At 68.1% G+C, this 21543-nt stretch carries 20 protein-coding genes; 6 read left to right on the forward strand and 14 right to left on the reverse strand.

Annotation, left to right across the window (positions count from 1 at the left end):
- The first annotated feature begins 21 nt into the window (after positions 1-21).
- Together ACYVKL_RS07995 and ACYVKL_RS08000 are read left to right on the forward strand one after the other, a co-directional pair.
- Positions 22-687 (forward strand): TetR/AcrR family transcriptional regulator, encoded by a 666-nt coding sequence (locus ACYVKL_RS07995; protein ID WP_379169574.1) that lies wholly within the window; start codon positions 22-24, stop codon positions 685-687.
- A 96-nt stretch (positions 688-783) separates the two neighbouring features.
- The gene (locus ACYVKL_RS08000; protein ID WP_379169575.1) at positions 784-1371 is read left to right on the forward strand and encodes a DivIVA domain-containing protein; all 588 of its coding nucleotides are present in this window, start codon (positions 784-786) and stop codon (positions 1369-1371) included.
- Here the strand turns inward: ACYVKL_RS08000 and ACYVKL_RS08005 are convergent.
- The 7 genes from ACYVKL_RS08005 to ACYVKL_RS08035 all read right to left on the reverse strand — a co-directional run bounded on the left by ACYVKL_RS08005 (position 1350) and on the right by ACYVKL_RS08035 (position 9703).
- On the reverse strand, positions 1350-2849 hold the full coding sequence (locus ACYVKL_RS08005; protein ID WP_379169577.1) for an amidase: 1500 nt from the start codon (positions 2847-2849) through the stop codon (positions 1350-1352). The two genes, ACYVKL_RS08000 and ACYVKL_RS08005, sit on opposite strands and share 22 nt — an antisense overlap.
- Before the next feature lie 9 nt (positions 2850-2858).
- Positions 2859-4145, reverse strand: a complete 1287-nt coding sequence (locus ACYVKL_RS08010) for a cytosine permease (protein WP_379169579.1) — start codon at positions 4143-4145, stop codon at positions 2859-2861.
- Between the two features lie 14 nt (positions 4146-4159).
- The gene (locus ACYVKL_RS08015; RefSeq protein ID WP_357195627.1) at positions 4160-5293 is read right to left on the reverse strand and encodes an ABC transporter substrate-binding protein; all 1134 of its coding nucleotides are present in this window, start codon (positions 5291-5293) and stop codon (positions 4160-4162) included.
- Positions 5294-5385: 92 nt separating this feature from the next.
- Complete coding sequence (locus ACYVKL_RS08020; protein ID WP_379169581.1) at positions 5386-6417, reverse strand: ABC transporter permease; 1032 nt, start codon at positions 6415-6417, stop codon at positions 5386-5388.
- Positions 6414-7259, reverse strand: a complete 846-nt coding sequence (locus ACYVKL_RS08025; RefSeq protein ID WP_379169583.1) for an ABC transporter ATP-binding protein — start codon at positions 7257-7259, stop codon at positions 6414-6416. Before ACYVKL_RS08025 ends, ACYVKL_RS08020 begins: the two co-directional genes overlap by 4 nt.
- Positions 7260-7685: 426 nt before the next feature.
- On the reverse strand, positions 7686-8885 hold the full coding sequence (locus ACYVKL_RS08030; protein WP_379169585.1) for an amidohydrolase: 1200 nt from the start codon (positions 8883-8885) through the stop codon (positions 7686-7688).
- A 74-nt stretch (positions 8886-8959) separates the two neighbouring features.
- A complete protein-coding gene (locus ACYVKL_RS08035; RefSeq protein WP_379169587.1) occupies positions 8960-9703 on the reverse strand; it encodes a sulfite exporter TauE/SafE family protein in 744 nt (247 codons plus the stop codon).
- Positions 9704-9912: 209 nt separating this feature from the next.
- Between ACYVKL_RS08035 and ACYVKL_RS08040 the strand changes: the two genes are divergently transcribed.
- The gene (locus ACYVKL_RS08040) at positions 9913-10599 is read left to right on the forward strand and encodes a GntR family transcriptional regulator (protein ID WP_379169589.1); all 687 of its coding nucleotides are present in this window, start codon (positions 9913-9915) and stop codon (positions 10597-10599) included.
- An 82-nt stretch (positions 10600-10681) separates the two neighbouring features.
- Positions 10682-11965 (forward strand): amidohydrolase family protein, encoded by a 1284-nt coding sequence (locus ACYVKL_RS08045; protein ID WP_379169591.1) that lies wholly within the window; start codon positions 10682-10684, stop codon positions 11963-11965.
- A gap of 384 nt (positions 11966-12349) precedes the next feature.
- Here ACYVKL_RS08045 and ACYVKL_RS08050 read toward each other — a convergent pair whose 3' ends face one another.
- From ACYVKL_RS08050 to ACYVKL_RS08060, 3 genes are read right to left on the reverse strand one after another with little or no spacing between them, the layout of a single operon-like run.
- Positions 12350-13786, reverse strand: coding sequence for an HNH endonuclease signature motif containing protein (locus tag ACYVKL_RS08050; protein WP_379169593.1), 1437 nt, complete (start codon positions 13784-13786; stop codon positions 12350-12352).
- A 38-nt stretch (positions 13787-13824) separates the two neighbouring features.
- On the reverse strand, positions 13825-14952 hold the full coding sequence (locus tag ACYVKL_RS08055; protein ID WP_379169595.1) for an amidase family protein: 1128 nt from the start codon (positions 14950-14952) through the stop codon (positions 13825-13827).
- A gap of 59 nt (positions 14953-15011) precedes the next feature.
- Positions 15012-16157 (reverse strand): acetamidase/formamidase family protein, encoded by a 1146-nt coding sequence (locus ACYVKL_RS08060; protein WP_379169597.1) that lies wholly within the window; start codon positions 16155-16157, stop codon positions 15012-15014.
- Positions 16158-16314: 157 nt separating this feature from the next.
- Here ACYVKL_RS08060 and ACYVKL_RS08065 point away from each other — a divergent pair, with 157 nt between their 5' ends.
- A complete protein-coding gene (locus tag ACYVKL_RS08065; RefSeq protein WP_379169598.1) occupies positions 16315-17010 on the forward strand; it encodes a FadR/GntR family transcriptional regulator in 696 nt (231 codons plus the stop codon).
- On the opposite strand, the gene ACYVKL_RS08070 is transcribed toward ACYVKL_RS08065, so the two are convergent.
- Positions 16991-17974: a GlxA family transcriptional regulator gene (locus ACYVKL_RS08070; protein WP_379169600.1), complete on the reverse strand. Its 984-nt coding sequence runs from the start codon at positions 17972-17974 to the stop codon at positions 16991-16993. The two genes, ACYVKL_RS08065 and ACYVKL_RS08070, sit on opposite strands and share 20 nt — an antisense overlap.
- A gap of 70 nt (positions 17975-18044) precedes the next feature.
- On the opposite strand from ACYVKL_RS08070, the gene ACYVKL_RS08075 reads away from it, so the two are divergent.
- Positions 18045-19013 (forward strand): NADP-dependent oxidoreductase, encoded by a 969-nt coding sequence (locus ACYVKL_RS08075; protein ID WP_379169602.1) that lies wholly within the window; start codon positions 18045-18047, stop codon positions 19011-19013.
- A 58-nt stretch (positions 19014-19071) separates the two neighbouring features.
- Here the strand turns inward: ACYVKL_RS08075 and ruvB are convergent, their stop codons facing one another.
- From ruvB to ruvC, 3 genes are read right to left on the reverse strand one after another with little or no spacing between them, the layout of a single operon-like run.
- Positions 19072-20175, reverse strand: coding sequence for a Holliday junction branch migration DNA helicase RuvB (gene ruvB, locus ACYVKL_RS08080; protein WP_379169604.1), 1104 nt, complete (start codon positions 20173-20175; stop codon positions 19072-19074).
- Between the two features lie 6 nt (positions 20176-20181).
- Positions 20182-20787 carry a Holliday junction branch migration protein RuvA gene (gene ruvA, locus ACYVKL_RS08085; protein ID WP_213556357.1) on the reverse strand — a complete coding sequence of 202 codons (606 nt, stop codon included), beginning with the start codon at positions 20785-20787 and terminating at the stop codon, positions 20182-20184.
- On the reverse strand, positions 20784-21401 hold the full coding sequence (ruvC, locus tag ACYVKL_RS08090; protein WP_379169607.1) for a crossover junction endodeoxyribonuclease RuvC: 618 nt from the start codon (positions 21399-21401) through the stop codon (positions 20784-20786). The genes ruvA and ruvC overlap by 4 nt, the downstream gene beginning before the upstream one ends.
- Positions 21402-21543: the final 142 nt, after the last annotated feature.

Below are 21543 nucleotides of genomic sequence, written 5' to 3' on the forward strand. Positions count from 1 at the left end.
AACTGATTCACATGTCACGGAATGACATCTCATTCCGTTTGTGATCACCGTATCATCGGGCTCGTGACGAAGCCATCCTCGAGAATCGAACGACGCAAGGCCGAACTCCGCCGGGAGATCATCGACACCGCGTTCGCGTGTTTCGCCGAGAAGGGCTATCACGCCACCGGCATCGCCGACATCGCCGCCGAGCTGGGCATCGGGCACGGCACCTTCTACCGGTACTTCGAGAACAAGCGCGACATCATCGACCACGTCATCGACGACCTGGCCGCGCGGATCATCGAATCGCTGGGCACCGACAACGCCCCCGACGCCGCGGACAGTCTCGAGGAGTACCGGGCGCAGGTGGACCGCATCGGCGACGCGCTCAACCGGATCTTCCTCGAGGATCGGCGGGTGGCGCAGCTGCTGCTGTTCCAGGCCACCGGCATCGACTCCGAACTCACCGCACGGCTCTACGGCCTGCTCGACACCGCCGACTCACTGACCGCCGGCTACCTCGAGCACGGGGTCGAACGCGGTTATCTGCGTGCGGATCTCGACACCGTCAATACCGCGCGCGCGGTCACCGGCATGCTGCTGGCCGCCATCGTGCACGGCATCCGCACCCCCGACGAAAAGGCGGTCGACAATCTCAGCCACGCCATCCGGCATCTGCTCATCGACGGCGTGCGCAAGCACTGACCGCGGCGTGACCACCGTGCACAAACGGACCCGTTTGTCCGGTGCGGCCGGATTCGCAAGGGGCGGAAGTAATTCGGACACCACCCTCTTGGCACAATGACCCGGGTGACCCCCGAGGACGTCCGCCGCCGCCGGTTCGGCCCCGCCCCGTTCGGGCCCCACGGCTACCACCCCGCCCAGGTGGACGCCTTCTGCGCGCGCATCGCCGACACCATGGCCGGACTCGACCGCCTCACCGTCGCCGACATCCGGCTCGTCGAATTCGACGGGCCCCCACCCGGACACCGCGGCTACGACATCGAACAGGTCGACGACTTCCTCGACCAACTGTGCATGGAACTGGAGTACTTACGCCTCGGCCGCAGCCGCCTACCCGCGGGCCGCACCCACGACCCGTTGACCCACGATGACGTGCTGCACATCCAATTCTCCACTCCCCCATACGGTTTCCCCGGCTACATGGCCGACGAGGTCGCCGTCTTCCTGGACCGCTTGGCCGCCACCCTGGCCCACCGCGGCCCCAACGGCCTCACCCCCGAGGACGTTCGGGCCATCACCTTCCACCTCGCCCCCGACGGTGTCCCCGCCTACCACCGCGACGAGGTCGACGCCTTCCTCGACCTCGTCGTCCGGCAACTGTCCACGGCCTGCGCGGAACCCCATCAGCCCCGCGCCCACTCCTGACGACTGCCCGGAGTAATGAGCTCCGGGCGGCGATGCGCCCACGGCGCAACGCTCTCGATGGCGGCGGCCAGCCGCAGGACCGTCTCGTCGGCGAGGTGGCGGCCGATGATCTGTAGCCCCACCGGCAGTCCGGTGTCGGTCCAGCCCGCCGGAATACTCACCGCGGGCTGGCCGGTCAGGTTGGCCGGATAGTTGAAGCCGATCCAGGTGGAGTCGGAAACCGCGGTGCCGTCGATCATTCCGGGGCCGGGTATGCCGACCGGGAAGGCCGGGACGGCGGTGGTGGGGGTGATGAGGACGTCGTAGCCGCGCATGAGCCGGGCCATCGCGTTGACCAGGGCCTTGCGCGCGATATTGGCGTCACTGAAATCCTGTGCGGTCCACGGCCCGCGCAGCCAGGCGACCAGGTGCGGGGACATGCGGCCGGCGTGCTCGTCGGCCATCGCTCGCATGCCGCTCAGGTCGGTCTCGGCCATGATGAGGGCGGAGAAGGCCGCGGCGGGGTCGGACCAGCCGGGCCGCACCGGTTCGACGCGGCAGCCGAGCCGCCCTTCCACCACCTCGCGCACCGCGTGTTCGACCACCGCACGCACGGCGGGATCGACCGGAAGATAGCCGAGGTCGGGGCTGAATCCGACGCGCAACCCGGCCACCGTGTCCGGGCGATCGCCGCCGTCGCGCGCCGCGGCGATCCAGTCCACGTCCCCGCACGGAATCGAATGCCGATCGCGCGGGTCGGGTCCCGCGAGGACCGACAGCAGCAGGGCGGCGTCGGCGACGGTGCGGGTGAGCGGGCCGATGTGTTCGATGCTCTCCCAACCGGATACGCCGGGCAGCCGTTCGTCACGGCAGCCCGGATACACCGGTACCCGGCCCATGGACGGTTTGACGCCGACCAGCCCACACAGTGCGGCGGGTGCGCGCACCGAGCAGCCGCCGTCGCTGCCCAACGCAACAGGCCCGAGCCCGGCCGCGACCGCGGCCGCCGATCCGGCGCTGGAACCGCCCGGGCTCAGCGCGGTGTCCCAGGGATTGCGGGTGGACGGGAACAGCGGGTTGAGTCCGGTCGCGCTGTACCCGAATTCGGAGGTATTGGTCTTGCCCAGGCAGACCGCACCCGCCGCCAGTACCCGCTCGACGACGATGTCGTCCTCGTCGGGGATGTGGTCCCGATACACCCAGGACCCGGAGGTGGTGCGAATCCCCTTGGTGGACAACAGATCCTTGATGCCCAGGGGAACTCCCGCGAGCGGTCCCGGATCCAGGCCACGAACCAGATCGTCGGCGACCCGCGCGGCCTGCTGCCGCGCCAGCTCCGGGGTGGGGGTGCAGAAGGCGTGCACCAGCGGATCCACCTCCTGCATGCGGCCGAGAACCGCGTCGGTGATCTCCACCGGCGACAACTCCCGCGACCGGACCCGCGCCACCAGCTCGGTCGCGGGGAGGAAGCACAGTTCTTCGCGCTCAGCGGAATTCACCGCGCCTCCTCAGGCAGCAACCGACGAGGTGGCGACCGTGGGCCGCAGCTCGGCCGCCGGCCGGAACGCGCTGACTCCGGCCTGCACCGCGGCGGCCGTGACGAAACCGATCACCGCGTCCACCGAACCCGGCAGGTGATAGTGCGCGAGACCGGCGGCCACCGCCCCGATCCCCCACGCCGCGAACGCGATCGGCCGCACCGTGGCCGGCGCCGCCTCGCGGCGACGCGCCAGCACATAGTCGACGATCAGCACCGCGCCGATGGGCGGCACCACCACGCCCAGCAGTACCAGCCAGTTGACGATGTGCGCCCAGACTCCGGTCAGCGCCACCACGGTGCCGATCAGGCCCAGCGCCACCGCCAGCGGCCGCATCCGCAGCGGCGTGATCCCGGCCCAGCCCACAGCGCCGTTGTAGAGACAGTGCGCCGCAACAGATCCCAGGTTCGCGAAGACGAACAGCACCGATAGTCCGGTGACGAGCGCCCCGTGCCCGGCCAGCAGGCCCAGGAACGCTCCGCCGTTGTTCGCCGGGTCGGCGGCCCCGCCGATCGCCACCACCAGACCGCCGATGAGGAAGGCGATGGAGTTGGCGAAGGGGAAAGCCGAGGCCGCCGCCACCAGCCCCGCCCGGCCGTCGCGGGCCCAGCGGGTGAAATCGGCGGTCATGGTGCCCGAGTCGGCGAAGCCGCCGACCACGATGCTCACGCACGCCCAGAAGCCCAGCGGGCCATCGCCGCCCGCGTAGCCGAACGCGCCGGACAGCGAATGCCCGTGCCCGAGACCGTAATACACCGCGAGACCGGCCATGAGCAGGAACAGTGGCGTCCCGATCAGGCCGATCAACGAGAGCGCGCGGATGCCGGCGAGGGTGAGCAGGACGAAGAACACTCCGCCCAGCAGCCCACCCCACATCGGACTCCACCCGTACATCCCTTCGAGGGTGGTGCCGGTCAAGCCGACCTGATAGGAGAACCAGCCGATCACGACGGTGGCCAGGAACCCGACCACCACCGCGCGCCCGCGGTCGCCGAAGGCGCGCCGCGCCTGCAGCGAGAAGTTGCGGCCGGTCTGCCCGCCGATCCAGCTCAACGTGCCGATGTAACCGAACAGCAGTAGGTTGCCGAGCAGGATAGCCAGCAGGCCACGACCCATGCCCTGGCTGTAGACGATCAGTCCGCCGAAGACCGCGTTGCCCAGGCACATCGGGAATCCGGCCCAGACCGCGGCCACCGAGAGGAGGCTGCGGCGGGCCGCGGCCGGGACCGGTTCGTGCTCGTACTCGTGGTTCGACATGGTTCTCCCCGACCTCAGCCCTGCTGCTTCAGACCCTTTGCGGGGTCGATGAATTCGTTGGTGACCAGATCCTTGGCGGTCAGGTTGTCCGGTACTTCCCGGCCCTTGGCGCGCAGGAGCGGGGTGACCTGGGCGATGGAGCGGGTGACACGGTCGAGGTCGAAGTTGCCGAGGGTATTGCCGGGGCCGTTGGCGATGATTTTCTCCTTCAGCTGCACCTTGACCGAGTCGGCGTTGCCGCCGGCGGTGATGGGCGGGCCGTCCGGGATGCCCTGGGCGATCTTCAGCAGGGCCTGATTGGTGGGTTCGGGGTTGGTGGCGTAGTCGATCTGGGCCTGCTGCAGCATGGGGACGAGCTTCTGCAGGCAGGGGCGCAGCTTGTCGAGTTCACCGGATCGGACCGACCAGGCGTGCGGGTAGGCCTCGTAGCCGGCGTCGGCGACCAGCAGGTGACCGGTCGGCTTGAGCCAGCCCTTGACGTCGTGCTCCCAGCGGTAGGGCTCGTTGGAGACGTAACCCTGCTGCATGACCCGCCCGTGTTCGGCGACGAACCGGCTCGGCGTGCCGTCGTAGGAGGCGTCGGCCTGTTCCTTCTTCACGTCGCCGTTGGCGATCAGGTAGTCCATGTAGATCTTGCCCTCGGAGTACAGGATCGGGGCGCCGGTGGCGGCCACGTCCTTCCACGAGTTGACCGTGTAGGTGGCGGGATCCCACATGACGATCTGCGGGTTCTTCTGCAGGGACGCGAAGACGCCGGTGAGCGGGAACTTGGCCCGCGCCCGCACCTGCTCGTCGGTGGGCACCAGGCCCAGGGTGATGGAGTTATCCTGGTACATCTGCGCCGCCACCGGCTGGCCGCCCAGGAACGGACCACCCAGCCGCACTTCGACATTCACCCCGGTGTCACCCAGCGGGCCGGAGTAGGCGCCCTTCTTGGCGTCGACGGTGCCGTTCGGCCCGACCAGCTGATAGGCGGCCGCGCGTTCCGGTGTGGCGAACCAGTCGGTCTGGATGACGACGGTGGCCGGACAGACACCGGCCAGCGCACCCTGTCCGGTGGGTTTCGGGGTGGACGCCCCTCCCCCGCAGGCGGCGGTGAGCAGGACGCTCCCGGCGAGAGCGGCAGCGGCGAGGACACGATTCTTCACGAGCATTCCTTGGGGTTGAGACACAGTGGTTGAGACACGGTGGGGTTCAGACACAGCGGGGTTGAGATGACCTGCGGGAGCAGCGGTTCCGGCTACCGGCCGGCGCGCTTGCCGTGCGCGCGATCCACGCGCCCGGCCAGGAAGTCGAAGATCCAGAACAGGATCAGCCCGACCAGAGAGGACAGCAGCAGCGAGGTGAGCAGTTCCTCGGTGGCCAGCCGCTGCCGGTACACGTCGATCATGCGGCCGATGCCCGGGTCGCCCTGCCGGAAGAAGAAGTCGGCGACGATCGAACCGATCACGGCCATGCCCGCCGAGATCTTGAAGCCGGAGATCATGGCCGGAAGCGCTGCCGGGAGTTGCAGTTTCAGCAGCCGCTGCCAGCGATTGGCACCGTGCAGAGTGAACAGGTCGTGCTCGGAGGCCTGCACCGACTTCAGGCCGAACAGCGTGTTGGTGATGACCGGGAACAGCGACACCATGACGCACACGATGACCCGGCTGCCGAACTCGTAGCCGAACCAGAACCCGAACAGCGGCACCACGGCCAGCACCGGAATCGTCTGCAGGATCACGGCATACGGGTAGAGCGAGTACTCCGCCCAGCGGGCCTGGCTCATGATCACCGCGAACGCCACGCCCAGCACGATCGCGATCACCAGCCCGACCAGCGCGATCTGCACGGTCGCGCCCAGCGCCTGCAGGATCTCGGCGCGAGTCGCGGCGTCGAGCAGCCCCTTGGACACCACCGCTTCCGGCGGCGGCAGCAGGAATCGGGATTCCGGGGCGATCAGTAGATGACTCGCGATCGACCATGCGGACATGACCAGCACGAACACGAAGACCGGCGCGAACACCCGGACCGGCGCGATCGCGAAGGGCCAGCGCACCTTCAGGGCCGGACGCCGGGGCTCGCCGCCTTCCTCGGGCGCGGTGGCCGCGCCGCCGACCTCGGGCACAGTAGTCATCTCGCGAACCTCCGGCACAGTAGTCACATCGCCGACCTCCGGCGCGGTAGTCACATCGCCGACCTCGGGCACTGCGGTCTCGCCGTCTGTCTCGGGCACTGCGGTCGCGTCGTCTGTCTCAAACACGGCGATCTCGCTCTCAGTGGCGGCGGTCATGCTGCCCTCCCCAGCGGCTGGGCAGTACCCCGTTCGGCGTCGTGCAACGCCGCCGACACCTCCGCCGCGACGGCCGCGAACTCGGCCGAGTACCGCAGCTCCGGTGATCGCGGAAAGTCCAGCGGCACAGTGATATCGGCCGCCACGCGTCCGGGCCGCCCGGTCAGCACGACGACCCGGGTCGACATGAACACTGCTTCGGCGACCGAATGGGTCACGAACACGCCGGTGAATCCGGAACGCCGATACAGCCCGCTCACCTCCTCGTTCAGCCGTTGCCGGGTGATCTCGTCGAGGGCGCCGAAGGGTTCGTCGAACAGGAACAGTTCCGGCTCGCCGGTGAGGGCGCGCGCGATCGACGTGCGCATCCGCATGCCGCCGGAGAGCTGCGCCGGCTTGTGGTTCTCGAATCCGGTGAGCCCGACCAACTCCAGGGCCGCCTTGGCTGCGGCCCGGCGGGTCGCCTTGTCCACTCCGGCGAGTTCGGCGGGCAGTTCCACATTCCGCAGCACCGACCGCCACGGCAGCAGGGTCGCCTCCTGGAAGACGTATCCCAGCTTGCCGGTAGCGACGGAAATCGTTCCGGCGGTCGGCTTCTCGAATCCGGCCGCCAGTCGCAGCAGCGTGGACTTGCCGCAACCGGAGGGCCCGACGAGGGAGACGAATTCCCCCGGCCGGATGGCGATATCGATGCCGTCGAGCGCGTGGGTGCCGTTCTCGAAGGTCAGGCCGACATGATGAAAAGCCAAGGCGGGATCGGTGTATACGTTACCGCCCGCTGCGGTGTCCGTATCCCCGTCCGGGCCTTGACCTTTGACGGTGTTTGAGGCGGTGGTGCGCATGTCCACAGTTCTATCGGCCCCTCATTGCCGAACGCGGTCCACCCGATTACACGCTTGTTTCGTATACAATATTGTTGAGGGAGAGGGAGGTTCGTGCCGGCGGCCGGCGGAACGCCAGCACCGGCCCGGCCGCACGAACACGTGCGGCGCCGGCGGACGAGCCGGTCGATCATCGGGGGTGTGGATCAACTGCCGATCAGCACCGACCCAGCCCAGCGAACACCTGCGGTGCAGGCGGCGCGACCAGCACCGACCCGGCCTGCGGCGCAGCCGGTACGACAAGCCGCCGACCGCGCAACGTGATCAGCCGCCGACCTCGGGACCGGACCCGATCACCACCTCATGTGGAACACCTGTCACCCCCGCACCGCGCGGGCGGTGAGCACCGGGCACACGACGCGATCAGCAGCGCAGCGGTTCTGAACGTCAGTCGCCGACCAGCGAGCCGTGCCGTGCAACCACGCGTCCACGCTTTACCACCAGCGCACGCGGGGGCACGGAAACCACCGCTGCCGCAGGCGTTTCGGCGTCCACCGTGAACAGATCGGCAGCCGCTCCCACGCGCAACCCGTAGTCCTCGATTCCGAGCAACGCCGCGCCGCCGTAGGTACCCGCGGCCAGCGCCAGCTCGATCTCCTCATCGGCGACCAGCCGATCCCGGAACGCGACCTGCATGATCCGGCGCAGCATGTCGCCGTCTCCGTAGGGCGTCCACAGGTCCCGGATGCCGTCGTTCCCGAGCGCCAGCCCGGCCCCGGCCGCGGCCATCACCCGGACCGGTACCACCGGTGAACTGCCGACCGCGCAGGTCACCATGGAAACCCCGGCGTCGGCGAGGCTTTCCGCGATCCGGCGCTGTTCACCGGGCTCGATCTCGCCCATCGCGTAGGCGTGGCTGATGGTCACCCGCCCCGCCAGCCCCGTCGCCTTGGTGCGGGCCGCGATCAGGTCGTACTGCCAGGCGCCCAGCGCGCCGCGATCGTGCAGATGGATATCGATGCCCGCGCCGTACTTCTCGGCGAGGTCGAACAGCACATCGAGCTGCCCGTTCGGATTCCCGTCGTAGCCGGCGGGGTCCAGCCCGCCGATCACCTCCACCCCGTCGGCCAGCGCCGCTTCCAGCAGTTCGGCGGTCCCGGGCCGGGACAGCAGTCCGCCCTGCGGAAACGCCACGAGCTGCACGTCGACGCGATCCGCGTGCCGGGCCGCGGCCGCACGCACGGCTTCCACCCCGCGCAACCCCACCTCCGGATCGATGTCGATGTGGCTGCGCACGTGCGCGGTTCCCCCGGACACCATGGCTCCGAGCAGGTTCGACGCGTAGTCGGCGCTGGGCAGCCCCAGTTCGTCGCGGCGGCCCTCACCGTTGGCGATTCGCCCGGCCAGGGTGCGGCCTCCGGTGTTGGGCACCCATGGTCCGCCGTACATCGTCTTGTCGAGATGGCAGTGTGCGTCGACCAGTCCCGGAAGCACCAGTGCACCGGCCAGATCCACGGCTTCGATGCCGTCCGCGCTGAGCGCGGGTCCGATCGCGGCGATCCGCCCGTCGCGTATCAGGATGTCGGCCACGGTGAGTGGGGCGCCGGGAGTCCAGGGCCGTCCGCCGTGCAGTAGGAGATCGTTCATGGGATTCGCCACCTCTGTCGTAGGGAGAGCTGTTTCGTGGAGAGCTGTTTCGTAGAGAGCTGAGCCGTAGCGCGTCAGGACAGCAGCATGGCCGTGCCCGCGCCGACGCCGAACACGATCACCACCGCCCGGAAAGCGCCCGGCCGCAGCCGATCCGCGATCCGCGCGCCGACGACCCCGCCCAGCAGACAGGCCGGAGCCAGTACCGCAACCGCCGACCACTGCACCGGCCCGAACAGCGCGACCGCGATCACGGCCGTACTCGAAACCGTCAGTGTGAGCAGGCTTTTCAGACCGTTGAGCCGGGTGATCGAGGCGTCGATGCCCAGGGCCAGCGCGGTCAGCAGCACGATTCCCATGCCGCCATTGAAGTACGCGCCGTAGGCCGCACCGAGAAACACGCCCGCGAACAGCCGAATCCGTGATTCCGCGCCGTGCTCGGAGAGCTTGCGCGACACCAGCGGCTGCGCCGCGAACAACGCGGTGGCGGCCAGGATCAGATAGGGCACCAGCGCCGCGAACACTTTCGGCGGCGCCGCCAGCAGGGCGATCACACCGCCGCTGGCGCCCGCGACGCCGGTGAGGATCAGTCCCGGTACCAGGGTGCGATGTTCGTCGAGCCGCTTGCGCAGCGCCGCGGCCCCGCCGAGGTAGCCGGGCCACACCGAGACCGAGTTGGTGACGGTCGCGGTGACCGGTGGCAGCCCGGTGGCCAGCAGCGCGGGGAACGACAGCAGGCTGCCTCCCCCGGCGATAGCGTTGCAGATGCCGGCCCCCACGCCGGCGGCGAACAGGAGCACGAGATGCGCGGTATCCATGAATTCCTTCCGGACAAGATGGCCGCATCGTATACAAAGTGGCGGGCAGGGGCGACCCGAAACCGCTGTGACGCAGCCGGACCCACGAATGCCACACGGCTGTTCAGTAGATTTCATGACCGTGCAGTAGATTTGCGGCATCCCGTCGGCCCAGGCCACGATGGATCGTATGCAAACCTCTGTTCCACCGACTTCCTGATGAGGCCGTAGTGACCAGTACCGCCGGGCGCATGACACCGCACCAGCTGTGTCGCGCCATCCGCGACGACATCATCCGCGGCGCATACGCCCCCGGCCAGCGACTCACAGAGGATGCGCTGGCCGAGCACTACGGGGTATCGCGCGTTCCCGTCCGGGAAGCGTTGCGCACGCTCGAAGCCGAGGGTTTCGCCTCGTCACGCCCTTATGCGGGGGTCTTCGTGGCGGCTCTCACCGAGGACGAGGCCGCCGACCTGCTGGAGATCCGCGCCCGCCTGGAACCCCTGTGCGCCTCCCGTGCCGCTGTCCGCCGCACCCCCGAGCAGCTCGGCCGGCTCAAGGAACTCACCGCTCTCGGCCAGGACGCGGTCCGGGCGGGCCGCCTCGACGAGCTGGCTCGCCTCAACAGTCGTTTCCACGAGGTGCTCGCCGAGGCGTCCGGCAGTACCTTGCTCGCGCAGCTGATCATGCAGCTGAGCTGGAAGATCGCCTGGGTCTACTCGGTCGAACTCCCCCGTCGCGCCAACGATTCCTGGCACGAGCACGAACAGATCTGCGCGGCCCTGGAAGCGGGAGACCCCGAGCGCGCGGGTGCCGTCGTCACCGCCCATATCGCGCACGCCGCCTCCGCGTACCGCTTCCGGCAGCGCGCCGAAGACGCTGCGCCGCAGAACGGTTCGGCGTCGCGCGCTTCGTAACATCGGGGAAGCAAATACCGCCCCCGCACGAAACACGGCCCTCGTATACAAAACTGAGTCACTTCGTCTCAGGGAGGTAGCCGTGACGGATTCGTTTCCGCCGAGCGTGGATCTGGTCTTGCGGGCCGCCCGCATCGCCGACGACACGGACCTGGTCGATATCGCGATCGCCGGGGGCGTGATCGTCGCGATCGGCCACCGGCTACCCGAGCACGGCGCCGACGAGATCGACTGCGCCGGGCGCGTGGTCATCCCCGGCCTCGTCGAAGCCCATCTCCACCTGGACAAGGCGCTGCTGGACTCCGAGAAGTCCAACCCCGACGGCACGCTCGCCGGGGCGATCAGCGTGACCGCCGAACTCAAGCGCGGCTTCACCGTCCCCGCCATCCGAGACCGCGCCCGCCGCGTGCTCGACATGGCGATCACCAACGGCACCACCGCCATCCGCGCCCACCCCGACGTCGACCCGATCGTCGGACTCCGCGGTGTCACCGCCCTGCTCGACCTCCGCGAGGAGTACCGCGACCGCCTCGATCTCCAGATCGTCGCCTTCCCTCAGGAAGGAATCCTCCGAGCCCCCGGCACCCTCGATCTGCTGCGTGAAAGCCTCTACGCGGGTGCCGACGTCCTCGGCGGGTGCGCCTACAACGAGAGCACCGTCGACGACTCCCGTCGCCATGTCGACCTCATCTTCGACCTGGCTGCCGAATTCGATGTTCCGCTCGACATTCACGCCGACTTCGCCGACGACGCGTCCGATCCCCGCTACGCGATGGCCGACTACATCGCGGAACTCACCGAGCTCACCGGACGTCATGGGCGAGTCACGCTGGGGCACATGACGTCTCTGGCCGGCCGTTCGCCCGTTGACCGGGCTCGCACCCTGGAACGTCTGGCATCGGCGGGGATTTCGGTCGTTCCGCTGCCTGCCACCGATATGCATCTTGGTGGGCGATCTGATCCCGTCAATGTGCGGCGGGGTATCGCGCCCGTTCGTGAGCTTTGGGAAGCGGGGGTCACTACCGCGTACTCGTCCAATAACGTTCGGAATGCCTTCACTCCGTTTGGGAATGCGGACATGCTCGATATCGGGTTGTTTCTGGCTCAGACCGGGCATCTGTCGGGGCCGGAGGATTTGACTCGTGTTCTTGCGATGGCTACGACCGAAGCTGCGCAGACTATCGGGATCGCCGACAGGTACGGGGTGAAGGTGGGGGCGGTTGCGGATCTGGTTGTGTTATCCAGCTATCGGCTCGGCGATGCATTGCTTGATCGGCCTGACAGGAACTATGTCTTCAAAGGCGGTCGGGTGACAGCTCGGACTACCCGTACGCAGGAACTGATTGGGCCTGGGGCCAAGGGCTAAAAGAAGGACTAAAGATAAAGATGCCTGGAGAAGGGAGAGGGGCTGGCTGGGTTGGGGAGGCTCGCTCACCTTCCAGCCCCATTACGGCTCGGCCGTGGATCGTCCCGGTGTGGGGGTACAAGCACTCTGAAGTTGTCGAGGTACACGCACTGTGAAGTGTGCTGGGGGGAAGGGCTGGGGTCGTCTCGTGCCCCCGCGTCCCCGAGTCTTTGGGTCTTTGGGTCTTTGGGTCTTTGTCTCGAGAAGGTGATCCGTGCAGTCCGTGGGCCGGGATCGGCGGGTCACGGCTCCCGGCTCGGCGTCAGCCCAGGTCCGGTAGGGCAGGCGAGGCGACCACACTCTATGTAGTTTTGCGCACGCCAGTGCGACACGAGCAGCTCGGTTTCACGCAGCCCGTGAGCGCCACTTTCGACAACTGAAATCGACCGCAGCCGCGATCGACTGCCCCACGTGATGGCGATCGTTCACCCGGGGAGTTCCGGTGGGGTCAACACTTTTCGGAGCAATCCATCCCGTTCGGCCTCGATGGGGTGAGTCTTTGCCCATGACAACGGTTTTCCACCCATCGGGCCCGTCACTGATCAACGCGTGGCAGTGATCGCACGCCAAAGTCAGGTTGTTGATGTCGGTAGGTCTGCCTTTGGCCCAATCGGTGACGTGGTGTGCGGCGCACATCGAGGCGGGTTGTTCACAACCCGGGCGGGTACAGCCCTTGTCACGGGCGATCAGTGCCAGGCGTTGGGCCCGGTTCGCGGTGCGGCGGGACCGCTGCAGGTACAGCGGCATCCCGTCTCCGTCGAGGACCGCGATCACCGGGTGGGTTCCCTCAGCCATCTTCAGTGCCTCGTTGATGGAGATCTGAGTGCCGGTGTTGGTGGTCACGACCCCGGTCCCGTTCTCCAGATCAGTGAGGCTCATGGTGAGCACGACCTCGACCGGCAGACCCCGGTGCATACCCAGCGCACGCATGTTCACGCCCGGCTGAACCAGCGCCATCAGCGCGTCGTGGGTCCGCTGCCCCACATCACGCCCGTCCCGGCGCGCGGCAGCATCGAGAACACTGTCAGCGATGAACCCACCAGAGGCAGAAGGGCTTTCCGGGTCTTCAACGTTGCACATGCCGGGCCGGGCGAGCTTGGCGAATACCGCATCCAGGCATGCCCGCAGCTCGGGAGTGATCCATCCTTCGATGCGGGACATGCCATCCACGCCGGGGCGGCACAGGGTGATCCCGCGTCGACGGCGACGGTCGGCATCGGAGACAACCTTCCCGTCCGGATCCAGGCGGGCGAGGATGTCGCGCCCGATCTTGGGCAGGTCATCGGGCCAGCCTTCACGCGAGTACGAGACGAGAATCTCCTCGGCTTCCACGCGGGCTTCGGTGGGGATGTCGGTCGGGAGGTGGTCCATGACGTCCATGATGTTGCGGACGTGATCGCGGGAAATGTCTCCGGCGGCAAAAGCTTCGGCCATGACAGGGAGCACCGCGGGCCGCAGGTGTCCGCTCGGTTCGAAGAATTCCCCGCAATGGTGGGTGACCTTCACCCGCAACGCCGCGTCATACCGCGACAGCCCCAGGGTATGCCGCAGAAACGGCACCATCTTCCCCGCACCCGAACGCGCATGCAGCGACCGCTCGCCAGCTTCGATGATCAGCCGCGTATCCAACGCCGCCAATTGCCGCTTGCAGGCTTCCAGCTCCCGCATCAAGGTGACGACATCCTCATCGGAGAACTGAGTCATCGCCGAGTTCTGAACGGATTCAGCCAGGGTCGCAACCGCGGCCGCCAGTTCAGCGATACCGCAGTCGTCGAGTGTCACCCCATTCGAATCCATGTGCTAATTCTACGCCCACACGATCACCCTGGGAACCCGAAATGTCCAGTATCGCAACCCTTTTCAGCAATTGTTGAGAGCAAACTCCGATCCATACCGGCCGCCCCAACTAAACACAAACCACTCGGAATTCCCCGCACCCCAGGCAATGGAAAACTAACCGCCGGCCCCCCAACAATCGAAGCCAAACACGTCAAATGCAAAGTCCGCGCCCGCCCAGATTCCAACGCCCCCGCCAAAGCCGTCCGAGGCGGCGCCAGCGTAGCGGTGGTCGGCAACACAAGGATCCGCCCGCTCAATGCGGCCCGAAGCGCATCCGCCGCTTCCCGCAGCACCCCCCGCGCATCATTCGCTTGTTCTGTCGTTACCGCCGAGGCCACCTCGAAGCGCTGCGCCACTTCGGATTCCAGCGCAGCGGGATGCCGCATGATCCACTCACCATGGTTTCTCCAAGCCTCGAAGGCCTGGACCACACGGAACGCACTGAACCAGCCGTCGAGGTCGGCGTTCATGTCGTGGTCGACAGCTCCGAGCCGAGCCGCCGCGTCGAGGCTCGCGGCCGCAACCTCGTCGTCGGCCACCGCGCACAGGCTGCGATCGACCACGAGCTCGGCCGGAGCCGCATCCTGCTCGGGCAGCAGGCATTCGGCGACAGCCTGCAGCGTCTCCAGGTCACGGGTGATCCATCCCACGGTGTCGAAGGATTCCGCCAGCGGCAGCATACCGGCGGTGGAGATACACCCGTGCGAGGTCCGAATACCCCACAGCCCTTGATAGGCGGCCGGTACTCGAATGGATCCCGCTGTGTCGGTTCCCAACCCGATCGTGGCTTCACCACGTGCGACCGCCACAGCCGATCCACTGGATGATCCACCCGGAATCCGTTGCGGAGCCGCCGGATTGATCGGCATCCCGTAGCGCCCGTTGCCGCCCGTGATGCTGTACGCGAATTCATCGGTGTGCGCGATCCCGGCGACATCAGCTCCCGAAGCCAGCAGCTGAGAGACGACCGCGGCATGCGCATGCTCCAGCTCCCCCAAGAACTCCGGAACCCCGCCTCCCAGGGGATATCCGGCGACCGCGTAGAGGTCCTTCACCGCCACGGTATGACCGGAAAGCGGACCGTCACCCGTGGCGGGAACGAGCGGCATGCCCCGCTCTCGCCATACCCGGGTGTCAGTCTCCGGGTCCGGGATCGCCCGTGCCGCCGTCATCGCGCCCGCTCGAGCACGCGCTTGGCCAGCTCGGTGGCGGCATGTCCGGCGAAGTCCGAAACCCGCACTTCCCCGTGCACCCCCCGAACCTGGTCCACGGCCTGCGAGATATTGAAATCCGCTGCGGCACTGAGATACAGGTACGCCTGCTGCGGGTCGGCATCGAACAACGAGACCACCAGTTCGATGGCATTGCGCACACACAGTTCGAGCGCTTTGTTCAGGTCTTCGCTCAAGCCCGTGGGAATCAGCAGCCCATGGGAGGCCGCGAATGGCCCGATACCCCGCCCGAGTCCGGCCGCGACCTGCGCGGCCGGAATGATGTCGACCGTCAAAGTGGCCCGCAGCGGCGCTTCCAATGCCGTGAGCGCCACTTCCCCATTCCCCTGGGCGAAGTGGGGATCACCGATATAGAAGAGCGCGTCCGGCACCTGCACCGGCAGGAACAGTGTCGCCCCGGCCGTCAACCGGCGGATATCGATATTGCCCCCATGCAGTCCCGGCGGCACCGAGGACACCCGGCTGTCCGTGTCCGTCGCGACACCGATGATGCCCAGGAACGGATTCAGCGGAAAGCTGGCCTGCCGCATCCGATCCGGATGCATCGGCATCGACCCGTACCATGCCCCGTCCCGCTCTTCGACGGCACAGAACTGTCCGTAGTTGCCGTCGAATCCAACCTTGTTCGCCAGTACGCCGCGTGAGTGCCGGGTGGATACGACGCCGTAGGGCGCGCGCATGGACAACGCGTCGATGCGGATGGCGAGCAGGTCGCCGGGTTGAGCCCCGGTCACCGCGACCGGGCCGGTGATGATGTGCGGGCCGGCCAGCGAGTCGCGGCGGCGAGTGCCCGCCACGTCGATGGCGTCGGCGAGGACCTGGTCACGGTCGACGCCGTGCCGCCCGAAGTACGCCACCGGGTCCGAGCCCTGGTCGTCGAGAATGCCTTCGTGACTTACGGTGTCGATCACGATGGTCGCTCCCGGCGCGATAGTCGCGACGGGGCGGTCGCCGGTGCGGGGCAGACGGCCCCACAGCACCGCCGACGGGTCGACCGGCAGATAGTCGGCGCCGACGCCGATTCCTTCGCCCTGTTGCAGTACCGGAAACGCCGGGGCGAACCCCCGCACGATCGACGTCACGTCGCTACCTTCCCTCCCCGACCAGAAATTGGTCGGACCATCCGATGTGCCGACCATAAGTCAGCCGAACGATCGAGGTCGGGCCGCGAAACCTAACGTAACTCGTGTTTTACCTCCACGAAATGGCGTGCCCGGGAAGGGATTTAGACTCGGGCTCGTGACGGCATCGATTCCGCCGCTCCGTCGGCGCGCACGCAGTGTCAGCGCGGAGGTGGCGGCGCACCTGGAGGGTTTGATCACCAGCGGTGAGCTTCGCGCGGGCGATCGGCTGCCGCCCGAGCGGGAACTGGCGGCGAGTATGAGCGTGTCTCGATCCTCCTTGCGCCAAGCCATGTTCGAGCTGGAATCCAAGAAGCTCATCGAACGCCGGCAGGGGCGGGGCAGCACCGTCATCGACATGCCGCGCCGCGCGGGCGATCTCGCGGGTGGGCTGGCGGAGCTCGATATCGAGCTCGGTTACGCCACCGAGTTGCGTGATCTGGTGGAGCCTCGCATCGCCGAACTGGCCGCGCTGCGGGCCGTCGACTCCAACCTGCTGTCCCTCGACGACGTGCTGACCCGATCCAGCGACACCCTCTCCCCCGCCGAATCCCTGCGCCTCGACATCGAATTCCACACCCTGCTCGCGCATGCCGCGCAGAACCCGCTGCTGGTCACGCTCTGCACGATGACCACCGACTGGACCCGCCGCACCCGCACCCTGTCCCATCGCACCCGCCACGCCCGTCGCCTGTCCTTGGAAGGACACCACCGCATCTACGCGGCCGTCGCGGCCCACGACGGCACGGCCGCGGCGGCGGCGATGGAACTACACCTGCGCGAGGTCCGTGAGATCAGCGGTCCGCCGCGGTGACCGCCGACCCGCTCCGGAAGGTGCGGCGGTAGGCGAGCGGTGCGACACCGATGGCCTCGTGCAGGTGCTGACGTAGCGAGGCCCCCGTCGCGAAGCCGACCTCGCCGGCGATCCGATCCACGGAAAGCTCGGTGGTTTCCAGCAATTCGCGTGCCCGGAACACGCGTTGCCGGATCAGCCACCGGCCCGGGCTCATGCCCACCTCGTCGCGAAAGCGGCGGGCGAAGGTGCGGCCGCTCATCCGCGCACGGTCCGCGAGATCGGCCATGGTCAGCGGCCGGTGCAGGTTTTCCAGGGCCCACTGGCGCGCGGCGGCAGTGCCCGCGGCCGACGGCGGCGGCACCGGCTGCTCGATGAACTGGGCCTGACCGCCCTCACGCCATGGCGGCACCACGCAGCGGCGGGCGACCATATTGGCGACCTCGCTGCCGTGGTCGCGGCGAATCAGGTGCAGGCACAGGTCGACTCCGGCGGTGGCGCCGGCGGAAGTCAGGATGTCGCCGTCGTCGACGTAGAGCACGTTCGGGTCGACGGCGATTCTCGGGAACGTCCGCTGGAACCGGTCGGCGAAGTTCCAGTGCGTAGTGGCGGGACGGTCGTCGAGCAGCCCGGCCGCGGCGACCACGATCGCGCCCGTACAGATCGACACGATCCGCACCCCGGGCCGGATCGACGCCAGCGCCGACGAAACAGCCTGCGGCAGGCCGTGTTCCAGGATCGGGACGACATCGCACGGCGGAATGACCACGGTGTCCGCGGTTTCCAGCGCCCGCGCGTCATGCGCCACCGCGATGTCGAAGTCCGAGTTGCTGCGCACCGGCCGCCCGTCGAGCGAGCAGGTGATCACCTCGTAGCGCCCGTCCGCCGTCCCGAACACCCGGTTCGGGATGCCGAGCTCGAACGGATACACCCCGTCGAGAGCCAGCACGACGACGCGATGCGGCTGCATGCCCTCCGATTGCATGGCGTAATCCTATCGAATAATGGCGATCGTGCCATTTCCCCGGGCGCCGTCCGGCGGCAGGCTGAGAGGCATGAGCGAGAAGGACATCACCGTTCCCACCACGATGAAGGCGATCAGCCAGGACATGCTCGGCGGTCCCGAAGTGCTGCACGAGGTGGAACTGCCGGTGCCGCAACCCGGTCCCAGCGAGATCCTGGTCCGGGTCCGCGCCACCGCCCTGAACCCGACCGACTGGAAGCATCGCGCGAACCAAGGCATGTTCCTCCCCGCGCCGCCCTTCGTGCTCGGCTGGGACGTCTCCGGCGAGGTCGTGGCCGGCGGCTTCGGCGTCACTCTCTTCCAACCGGGTGACGAGGTGTTCGGCATGCTCCCCTACCCGCACGGCCACGGTGCGGCCGCCCAGTACGTGACCGCCACCGCGCGCGCCTTCGCCCGCAAGCCCGCCAACCTCGACCACATCCAGGCCGCCGCCCTCCCGCTGACGGCGTCGACCGCCTACCAGGCCATCGTCGACACGGCGAATGTGCAACCCGGGCAACGGGTTCTGATCCATGCCGCCGCCGGTGGCGTCGGCCATGTCGCGGTCCAGATCGCCAAGGCCCGCGGTGCGTACGTGATCGGCACCGCCAGCGCCGCCAATCACGACTTCCTGCGCGGCATCGGAGCCGACGAGGTGCTGGACTACCGGACCACCGATTTCGCCGAGGCCATCCGCGATATCGACATGGTGCTCGATCCGATCGACTCCGAGCACGCCCTCCGCTCACTGCGCACGCTGCGGCCCGGCGGCATCGTGGTCCTCATCCGCCCGACCACGACCGACCAGCTCCACGCCGAGGCCGAAAGACTCCGCGTCCGAGCCGTTTCCCTACTGGTCGAGGCAGACCACCAGGGGATGAACGTGATCCGGGAACTCGCTGAATCCGGCGCGCTCCGGCCCACGATCGCGGGCGCCTTCCCCCTCGCCGACGCCGCGAAGGCACACGCCCTGGGCGACACCGGCCGCACGGTCGGCAAGCTGGTCCTCACCGTCGACTGACGCCGCGAACACACAACGGCCGTACCCGATACGGGTACGGCCGATGCGGCACAGTCGCTTACGACTCGAACAGGTCCATTTGCGGTTCGCGGGGCCGCACCTCGATCGAACCGAAGACCAGGTCCGGCGGCGGCACCAGGCCCAGGTGCTCCCAGGCCGCGGAGGTGGCGACGCGGCCGCGGGGGGTGCGGGCCACCAAACCCGCTCGCACCAGGAAAGGTTCGCAGACCTCCTCGACGGTGGACGCTTCCTCGCCGACCGCGACGGCGAGGGTGGACACACCGACCGGGCCGCCGTTGAAGCTGCGGATCAGGGCGCTCAGCACCGCGCGGTCGAGGCGGTCCAGGCCGAGCACGTCGACGTCGTAGACGGCCAGCGCGGCATGCGCGATCTCGACCGTGACCAGACCGTCGGCCTTGACCTCCGCGTAGTCGCGCACGCGGCGCAAGAGCCGGTTCGCGATGCGCGGCGTGCCCCGGGAACGTCCGGCGATCTCGGCGGCGGCGTCGGATTCCAAACGCACGCCCAGGATCCGGGCCGAGCGTTCCAGGATCTGCTGCAATTCGAGGGGCTCGTAGAAGTCCATGTGCCCGGTGAAGCCGAAGCGGTCACGCAGCGGACCGGTCAGCGCGCCGGAACGAGTCGTCGCGCCCACCAAGGTGAACGGCGCGATGTCGAGGGGAATCGAGGTCGCGCCGGGGCCTTTGCCGACGACCACGTCGACGCGGAAGTCCTCCATCGCCAGGTACAGCATTTCCTCGGCGGGCCGGGCCATCCGGTGAATCTCATCGATGAACAGGACGTCGCCCTCGACCAGGTTGCTGAGCATGGCGGCCAGGTCGCCGGCGCGTTCCAGGGCGGGGCCGGAGGTGAGGCGCAGGGCGGTGCCCAGTTCGCCGGCGATGATCATGGCCATCGACGTCTTGCCCAGACCCGGTGGGCCCGACAGCAACACGTGGTCGGGGGTGCCGCCGCGCATCTTCGCGCCGCGCAGCACCAGGGCCAGCTGTTCACGCACGCGCGGCTGGCCGATGAAGTCGTCGAGCGACTTCGGGCGCAGGCTGGCCTCGATCTCGCCGTCGGACTGCAGATAGCTTGCGGTGACGCTGGATTCGTCCGCGTCGAACCCGGCCTCGTCGAAGTCGTCGAAATCCTCGCTCATCAGCGGCTATCGATTCTTGCCCAGCAGGCCGAGCGCGGTGCGCAGCGCCTGCGAGGTGCCGATGCCGGGCTCGTCGGCGAGCACGGCGTCCACCGCGCCCTCGGCCTGACGCGCCGGGAAGCCCAGCCCGATGAGCGCGTCCACCACCTGATCGCGCACCGGCGTGACCATGGGCGCGGGCCCCGATCCGGGCGGACCCGACTGCACCGGAACCAGATTCACCTTGTCGCGCAGCTCCACCACCATGCGCTCGGCGCCCCGCTTGCCGACGCCGGGCACCCGGGTCAGCGCGGCCACGTTCGACTCCGCGAGCGCCTTGCGCAGCGCCTCGGGTTCGAGCACCGCCAGCACCGCCATGGCCAGTTTCGGGCCCACCCCGGACACGGTCTGCAACAGCCCGAACAGTTCTCGCGCCTCGGTGTCGGCGAAGCCGAACAGGGTCATCGAGTCCTCGCGCACGATCATGGTCGTGTAGAGGCGGGAATCCTCGCCGCGGGTCAGTCCGGCCAGGGTCGCCGGGGTGGCGTTGAGCCGATAGCCGACTCCCGCCGCCTCGATGACCACATGGTCGAGCCCGATCTCGAGCACTTCGCCGCGTACCGACGCGATCACCGCGTTACCGCCTTCCGAATCGGAGAATCACCACGCTGGGAACCAGCGGCACGGCCGTTACCGCGTTGCTGGGCAAGCTTTTCCTCGTACAGTCGCCGTTGCCGTTCGGCCATCTCCTCCGCCTTGGCCATGCGGTCCAGCATGGGGGCGCGCCAGCAATGGCAGATGGCCAGGGCGAGCGCGTCGGCGGCGTCGGCGGGTTTGGGTGCGACGGCCAGCCCGAGGATACGGGTCACCATCGCGGTCACTTGCGCCTTGTCCGCCGTACCGTTGCCGGTGACTGCCGCCTTCACCTGAGACGGGGTGTGGAAGTGGACCGGGATCTTGCGCCGCGCGGCCGCGAGTGCGATCACGCCGCCCGCCTGCGCGGTGGCCATGGCGGTGCGCACATTGTTCTGGGAGAAGACGCGTTCGATGGCGACGACTTCGGGCTGGTGGTTGTCCATCCAGGCTTCGGCGGCGTCGGAGACCAATAGAAGTCGTTGCGCCAGATCCATTTCCGGCGGCGTGCGCACCACGCCGACCTCCAGCATGGACACCTGCCGGCCCAGACTGCCGACCACCATGGACAGACCGCACCGGGTGAGCCCGGGGTCGACGCCCATCACCCGCACCGAAACCCCTCTCACCGTGAACGAACAACTGTTCGAGAGTCTAACGGACTCCCGCCGCGACATTGTCCATCGACACGGCCGGTCGGGAGCCGATTCCGGCCACGCGGCCCCACCGACAACGCGGGCCGCCTCCCCGAGGGGA

It is taken from the genome of Nocardia tengchongensis (genome assembly GCF_054781395.1).